The sequence below is a fragment of the Streptomyces sp. STAM6 genome (genome assembly GCF_054963715.1).
In genome coordinates this window covers 19969-27047 of record NZ_JBUEFZ010000055.1, presented here as the reverse complement: position 1 = coordinate 27047, position 7079 = coordinate 19969, and the positions used below count along the sequence as shown (strand labels likewise).

7 protein-coding genes are annotated in these 7079 nt (G+C 71.7%); 5 read left to right on the top strand and 2 right to left on the bottom strand.

Translation table 11 applies throughout. From position 1 onward, the window contains the following. Nucleotides 1-433 precede the first annotated feature (433 nt). Entirely contained in the window at nt 434-1300 is an 867-nt protein-coding gene (locus ACY34K_RS32490; RefSeq protein WP_462753606.1) for an esterase/lipase family protein, read from the top strand. Between the two features lie 61 nt (nt 1301-1361). Here the strand turns inward: ACY34K_RS32490 and ACY34K_RS32485 are convergent, their stop codons facing one another. Both ACY34K_RS32485 and ACY34K_RS32480 read right to left on the bottom strand, forming a co-directional pair. Then, entirely contained in the window at nt 1362-2426 is a 1065-nt protein-coding gene (locus ACY34K_RS32485; RefSeq protein ID WP_462753604.1) for a lytic polysaccharide monooxygenase auxiliary activity family 9 protein, read from the bottom strand. A 356-nt stretch (nt 2427-2782) separates the two neighbouring features. Continuing rightward, nucleotides 2783-3469: a response regulator gene (locus ACY34K_RS32480; protein WP_462753610.1), complete on the bottom strand. Its 687-nt coding sequence runs from the start codon at nt 3467-3469 to the stop codon at nt 2783-2785. 136 nt (nt 3470-3605) lie between these two features. Between ACY34K_RS32480 and ACY34K_RS32475 the strand changes: the two genes are divergently transcribed. From ACY34K_RS32475 to ACY34K_RS32460, 4 genes are read left to right on the top strand one after another with little or no spacing between them, the layout of a single operon-like run. Further along, nucleotides 3606-4589 carry a Bug family tripartite tricarboxylate transporter substrate binding protein gene (locus ACY34K_RS32475; RefSeq protein WP_462753602.1) on the top strand — a complete coding sequence of 328 codons (984 nt, stop codon included), beginning with the start codon at nt 3606-3608 and terminating at the stop codon, nt 4587-4589. Further along, complete coding sequence (locus tag ACY34K_RS32470) at nt 4586-5119, top strand: tripartite tricarboxylate transporter TctB family protein (RefSeq protein ID WP_462753600.1); 534 nt, start codon at nt 4586-4588, stop codon at nt 5117-5119. Before ACY34K_RS32475 ends, ACY34K_RS32470 begins: the two co-directional genes overlap by 4 nt. Beyond that, complete coding sequence (locus ACY34K_RS32465) at nt 5119-6615, top strand: tripartite tricarboxylate transporter permease (RefSeq protein ID WP_462753598.1); 1497 nt, start codon at nt 5119-5121, stop codon at nt 6613-6615. The genes ACY34K_RS32470 and ACY34K_RS32465 overlap by 1 nt, the downstream gene beginning before the upstream one ends. Beyond that, the gene (locus tag ACY34K_RS32460; RefSeq protein ID WP_462753596.1) at nt 6612-7067 is read left to right on the top strand and encodes a GNAT family N-acetyltransferase; all 456 of its coding nucleotides are present in this window, start codon (nt 6612-6614) and stop codon (nt 7065-7067) included. The genes ACY34K_RS32465 and ACY34K_RS32460 overlap by 4 nt, the downstream gene beginning before the upstream one ends. Nucleotides 7068-7079 lie beyond the last annotated feature (12 nt).

The window sequence follows — 7079 nt, the reverse complement described above, 5'->3', positions numbered from 1 at the left end:
TAGGGCGTGTTTCGAAAGTAGCGTCGTTCGCCCGGAGGGCGGGGCCGGGGGCGTCCGGTGCGTGCGATCGCGAGGCGGAGGGTGGGGGTACCTCCCGCGCCGCCAGGCGCAGGGGGAGAGAGCGCAGCGGGCTGCGCCGACGACCGACAACGCCGCGAGCGTGCCAGGGGTGAAGCCCCCTCCGGCCCCCCGGGCGGGACGCCGCGGACGGGCGGATTCCCCAGGCCGTCGCCACCGCGCCCTCCGGCCGAAGATCTTTCTGTACGGCGTGGTTGATCCTCAGTTTTTTACCGACACGTAACTTCCCTCTTACCTCTACTCGTGCGTAACTTGGCTGGACGCGGCTTCCCCAGCCGCGTACCCCACTCGTGGTCCGGGCCGCGGGGGCGTACCGCCATCGCCCCATTCCTTTGAGCCGCAAGGAGACCACTCGATGCTGCCCCCACGCGTGCGGCGTGCGCTCAGAGCGTCGGCCGTACTGCTCCTGGCTGTTGCCGCCACCCTCACCCCCGCCTCCACGGCCCAGGCCACCTCGGGCCCCAGCAGCGGCTGGAACAACTACTCCTGCAAGCCGTCGGCGGCACACCCGCGCCCCGTCGTCCTCGTCCACGGCACACTCGGCAACTCCGTCGACAACTGGCTCGCCCTCGCCCCCCATCTGGTCCGCCGCGGCTACTGCGTCTTCTCCCTCGACTACGGCCAACTGCCGAACGTGCCGTTCTTCCACGGCCTCGGCCCCGTCGACAAGTCGGCCGAGCAACTCGACGCCTACGTCGACAAGGTGCTCGCCGCCACCGGCGCCGCCGAGGTCGACCTCGTCGGCCACTCGCAGGGCGGCATGATGCCCCGCTACTACCTGAAGTTCCTCGGCGGCGCCGAGAAGGTCAACGCGCTCATCGGCATCGCCCCCGACAACCACGGCACCACCCTGAGCGGGCTCACCGGACTCCTGCCGTACTTCCCCGGCGCCGCCGACCTGCTCAGCGAGAAGACCCCGGGCCTCGCCGACCAGATGGCAGGCTCGCCCTTCATGCAGAAACTCAACGAGGGCGGCGACACCGTCCCCGGCGTGAAGTACACCGTCATCGTCACCAAGTACGACCAGGTCGTCACGCCGTACACCTCCGGATACCTCTCCGGGCCGAACGTCACCAACGTCCTCATCCAGAACAAATGCGCGCTCGACTTCTCCGAGCACGTCGCGATCGGCATCCTCGACCGCATCGCCTACCACGAGGTGACCAACGCCCTCGACCCCGCGAAGGCCACCCCGACGACCTGCGCGTCCGTGCTGGGCTGACCGGCCCGCACGAACGACGGGGCCCGTCCGTCACCGGACGGGCCCCACTCGTTCACACCGGTCAGCGGCCGTGCCGCCCGGCCGCGGCGGACCTGCGGCGCGCGGTGCCGAACAGCACCGCGGCACCCAGCGCCAGTACGGCGGCACCGCCGGCCGCGACGTACGGCGTGGTGCTGGAACCGCCGGTCTCGGCGAGGTTCTCCTTCGCCGTCCCCGCTCCGGTCCCCTCGGCGGCGTCCGCCGCCTTGACGGCAGGCACCGGCGCACCGGCCCCGGCCGCCTCCGGGGCGTTGCCACCCTCCTTGGCGCCGCCTTCCCCGGTGCCGCCTTCCTTCTCCGGGGCGGCCGGAGCGGCAGGCTCCGCCCCGTGGTCGTCACCGCCGTGACCGCCGTGGTCGACGGTCGACTTGTCCGCACCGTCCTGGATCTGCTGTTCCGACGGCGCCGAGGCGACCGGGGCGGGGGCACCGCCGCCCGCCGTCCCGTTGTCCTTGCCGAAGACCACGTCGGAGCAGGTGTAGAAGGCCTCGGGGGAGTCGGAGCGCTGCCAGATCGAGTAGATCAGGTGACGGCCCGACTTCGCGGGGACGACCCCGTCGAAGACGTAAGCACCGCCCTGCAGCGACGGGTTGGTGACCTTCGCGAACGGCTTGGCCTCGAGATCCGACCACTTCAGCGGCTTCGACGGGTCGTAGCCGTCCTTCGTGATGTACAGCTCGAAGGAACCCTTGTGCGGGGCGGTCGCCTTGTACTGGAAGGTGCGCTTGCCGGCGGCCATCTTCGAGGACGGCCAGTCGCCGCGCGGCAGGTCGAGCCCCTTGTACTTGTCACGGTTGGCGCTGCACAGCTTGCCGTCGGGTATCAGCGCCTTGTGGTTGCCGGCCGCGTTGGCGATGTTGACCTCGTTCCAGTCGTAGAACGCCTGCGGCCCGCTCGCCGCGAGGGCCGCCTTGCAGGCCGCCGAGTCCGGGCTCTCCGGCCCCTCGGCATAACACGCGGACACCCGGCTGACCGGGTCCGTCATCGTCCCGTGCGCGGCGGCGGGAGCCGCGGCCAGGCCGGCCAGCACCAGCGGCGCGACACCCAGGACGGCGACGGCTGCTCCCGAACGGTTGCGAGGGGTCATGACGACGTTCTCCTTCGACGAGGACACACGGTGGGGGGACACCCGGGGGACGGCCCGGGTGTGCCCGGCCCCGGCCCGGACGGGCGGCGCGGCCCCCCGAGAGCTACGGCGCCGACGGTCCGGAAACCAGGCCGGTGATCAGCAAACTAGCCCCTCGAAACCGCGGAATCGGCCGCCGGGAGCGGCCCGTGGCGATCTTTATGCTCCGCTTAAGGTGACGCTAAGAGGCGGCTCAGACAGCCGCTCCTCGCGCACCCGGCCGCCCGCTGCCGGCGGGGCGTCGGCCTCCGTTGCGCCGACGACGGCGCTTTCCCGCAACAGCCCGGACGTCCGGCCCGCAGGCGTCCGCGGAACCCTCAGGAACCCGGCCCGACACGGCGGTAGCGCCGCTCCGGGCGGCCCGTGCCGCCGTAGCGCAGGGTCACCTCCGCGCGGCCGGTCTCCGCGAAGTACTCCAGGTAGCGGCGGGCGCTCACCCGCGACAGGGAGCCCGCCTCCGCGCACTCCGTGGCCGACAGGCCCGCCGGGTGGTCGCGCAGGATGCGCTCCACCAGCTCCGCCGTGTGCGGCGCCAGGCCCTTCGGCAGTTCCCGGGAGCCCGGGGGACGGGTGCCGAAGATCTGGTCGACGTCCTCCTGGCGGGCCTCGTCGAGGTCGTCGAGGCGGGCCCGCAGCGACGCGACGTGCAGCAGCTGCTCCCGCAGCGCGGTCCGGCTGAACGGTTTGATCAGGTAGTGCAGGGCGCCGGCGCGCAGCGCCGCGCGGACCGTGCCCGCGTCCCGGGCCGCCGTGATGAACAGGACGTCCGCGCAGCCCCGCCGCCCGTCTCGCTCCTCTGCCGCCCGCAGGCCGCGCAGCACACCGATCCCGTCCATGTCGGGCAGGTAGATGTCGAGCAGAACCAGATCGGGACGCAGCCGCTCGGCCGCGCGCAGCGCCTCGGCGCCGCTGTGCGCCACTCCGACGACCGTGAAACCGTCCACGTCGGACACATAGCGGCTGTGCAGCTTGGCGACCATGAAGTCGTCGTCCACCACCAGCACCTTCGTCACGGCGCCACGCTAGGTCGCGACCAGAACGACCACAACGTCCGTTGATTGCGGAAGGGAGACAGCTTCTTAACGCGCGGGCAACATGTGGGCCACCTCACAGCTCCCCTCCTCCCGAAAGGCACCACCGTTGCGACTGCGCACTCCCCTCGCCCTGCTCGGGGCGGCGCTGCTGGTGCTCCTGGGCCCGCCACTGCTCCAGCAGGGCACTGGCACCGGCACCGGCACGCGGATCCCCGGCCTGCGTCTCATGGTCCCCAACACGCCCGGCGGCGGCTACGACATCACCGCGCGCACCGCCGCCAAGAACGCCGAGGACGCCGGCCTCACCCACAACATCGAGGTCTTCAACCTGCCCGGCGCCGGCGGCACCGTCGGCCTGACCCGGCTCGCCGGCGAACGCGGCAACGGCAGGCTCGCCATGTCCATGGGCCTCGGCGTCGTCGGAGCCGTACACACCAACAAATCCCCCAAGACCCTCTCCGACACCACCCCGATCGCCCGGCTCACCGAGGAGCAGGACATCGTGGTCGTCGCCAGGGACTCCCCGTACAAGACCATCCAGGACCTCCTCGCGGCCTGGAAGAAGAACCCCGCCAAGCTGCCCGTCGGCGGCGGATCGTCCCCCGGCGGGCCCGACCACCTCGCTCCCATGCTGATGGCCCAGGCCGCCGGGATCGCCCCCAGGACGGTCAACTACGTCCCCTTCGACGGCGGAGGCGAGCTCCTCGCCTCGATCCTCGGCAACAAGGTCGCCTTCGGCGTCTCCGGCGTCGGCGAGTACCTCGACCAGATCAAGGCCGGTGAACTGCGGCTCCTCGCCGTCACCGGACCGGAGCGCGTCCCCGGTCTCGACGCGCCGACCCTCCGCGAGGCGGGTCTCGACACCGAGTTCACCAACTGGCGCGGCATCGTCGCCCCACCCGGTCTCTCCGCCGCCGAACGCGACAAGCTCATCGGCCTCGTCCGCGAGCTGCACGACTCACCGCAGTGGCAGGAATCCCTGAAGAAGAACGGCTGGAGCGACGCCTTCCTCACCGGCGACGCCTTCGGCACCTTCCTCGACGAGCAGAACCGGCGCGTCGACTCCGTCCTGAAGGAGCTGGGACTGTGAGCACACGGACAAGCCCGGACCCGCGGCCGGCCGGCCCCCGCTCCTGGCTGCGCGAGCACTCCGAACTCGGCGTCGGGCTCCTCCTCCTCGTCATCGGCGTCCTCGTCCTCACCGACGCCCTCACCATGGACGTCGACATCGCCCAGCGCGGACCCGTCGGCCCCACCACCGTCCCCCTGGTCGTCGGCGGCGCCCTGCTCGTCGTCGCCGTCCTCCTCACCGTCGACGTCCTGCGCGGCGGCCGCGGCGAGGCCGAGACCGGCGAGGACATCGACCTGTCCGAACCCAGCGACTGGCGCACCGTCCTGCTCCTCGCCGGCGTCTTCCTCGGCAACGCCGTCCTCATCGGCCCGCTCGGCTTCCCCATCTCCGGCGCCCTGCTCTTCTGGGGCTCCGCCTACGCACTCGGCAGCCGCCGCGCCGACCGCGACCCGCTCATCGCCGCGGCCCTCTCCCTCGTCACCTTCTTCGTCTTCGACAACCTGCTCGGCGTACCGCTGCCCGGCGGCCCGCTGATGGGAGTGCTCTGATGGATTCCTTCAACTCCCTCCTCGACGGCTTCGGCACCGCCCTCACCCCCGTGAACCTCCTCTGGGCCGCCATAGGTGTCCTGCTCGGCACCGCCATCGGCGTCCTGCCCGGCATCGGACCCGCCATGGCCGTCGCGCTGCTGCTGCCCGTCACCTACGGGCTGGAGCCGACCGGCGCGTTCATCATGTTCGCCGGCATCTACTACGGAGCGATGTTCGGCGGCTCCACCACCTCCATCCTCCTCAACACCCCCGGCGAGAGCGCCGCCGTCGTCGCCGCCATCGAAGGCAACCCCATGGCCAAGACCGGTCGCGGCGCCCAGGCACTCGCCGCCGCGGCAGGCGGCCACTTCGCCGGCGGCATGATCGGCACGATCCTGCTGGTCGCCCTCGCCCCGACCGTCGCCGAACTGGCCGTGGGCATCGGCGCACCCGACTACTTCGCCATCATGGTGCTCGCCTTCATCGCCGTGACCTCGGTCCTCGGCTCCTCCCGCATCCGCGGCCTCGCCTCCCTGCTCGTCGGCCTCACCCTCGGCCTCGTCGGCCTCGACCAGATGACCGGCCAGCAGCGGCTCACGTTCGGCTCCCTCCAGCTCGCCGACGGCATCGACGTCGTCATCGTCGCGGTCGGCCTCTTCGCCATCGGCGAGGCCCTGTGGGTCGCCGCCCACCTGCGGCGCACCGGCGGGGACGCCATCCCGGTCGGCCGCCCCTGGCTCGGCCGGGAAGACGTCAGGCGCACCTGGAAGCCCTGGCTGCGCGGCCCGGTCATCGGCTTCCCGTTCGGCGCCGTCCCGGCCGGCGGCGCCGAGATCCCGACCTTCCTGTCGTACGTCACGGAGAAGCGGCTCTCCAAGCACAAGGAGGAGTTCGGGCGCGGCGCCATCGAGGGTGTCGCCGGGCCCGAGTCCGCCGCGTCCGCCTCCGCGGCCGGCACCCTCGTCGCCATGCTCACGCTGGGCCTGCCCACGACTGCCGTCGCCGCCGTGATGCTCGCCGCCTTCCAGCAGTACGGCATCCAGCCCGGCCCGCTCCTCTTCGAACGCGAAGCCGACCTGGTGTGGGGCCTGATCGCCTCCCTCTTCGTCGGCATGGTGCTGCTCCTCGCCCTGAACCTGCCGCTCGCGCCGGTCTGGGCCAAGCTGCTGAGGATTCCCCGCCCCTACCTCTACGCCGGCATCCTCTTCTTCGCGGCGGTCGGCGCCTACGCGGTCGGCGGGGAGGCTCTCGACCTGGTGATCCTGCTGCTCATCGGTCTGATCGGGTTCGGCATGCGGCGCTACGGCCTGCCGGTGCTGCCCGCCGTCATCGGCGTCATCCTCGGCCCGGCCGCCGAACAGCAGCTGCGCCGCGCGCTCCAGATCAGCGACGGCAGCGTCACCGGACTGGTCAACACGCCCTTCTCGGTGACCGTCTACGCCGTGGTCGCGCTCCTGCTGGCCTGGCCACTCATCAAGAAGACGATCAACCGCCGCCGTAGTGTGGCGGCATGACAGACGACATCCGACCCGCGGCCCCCGCCGACGTGCCCGCCGTCAAGGCCGTGACCGACGCGGCCTACCACCACTACATCGAACGGATCGGTCTCGTACCGGCCCCGATGGAGGCGGACCACGCGGCGGACGTGGCCGCGGGCCGGGTGTTCGTCGCCGGGGACCCGGTGGCAGGACTCGTGGTCGTGCGGACCGAGACCGACCACCTCTACCTCGACAACATCGCCGTCCACCCCGACGCCCAGGGCACCGGCCTCGGCCGCCGCCTCCTCGCCTTCGTCGAGGCCCGTGCCCTGGAACTCGGCAGGCCCGAGGTCCGGCTCCTCACCAACGCCAAGATGTGGGAGAACCGGAGGATGTACGAGCGGTACGGCTACGAGGTCGTCGAACGGCGCGTCGACGGCCCCTACGACCGCATCCACTACCGCAAGCCGCTGCGCCCGCGGACCTGATCGACTCGAAGG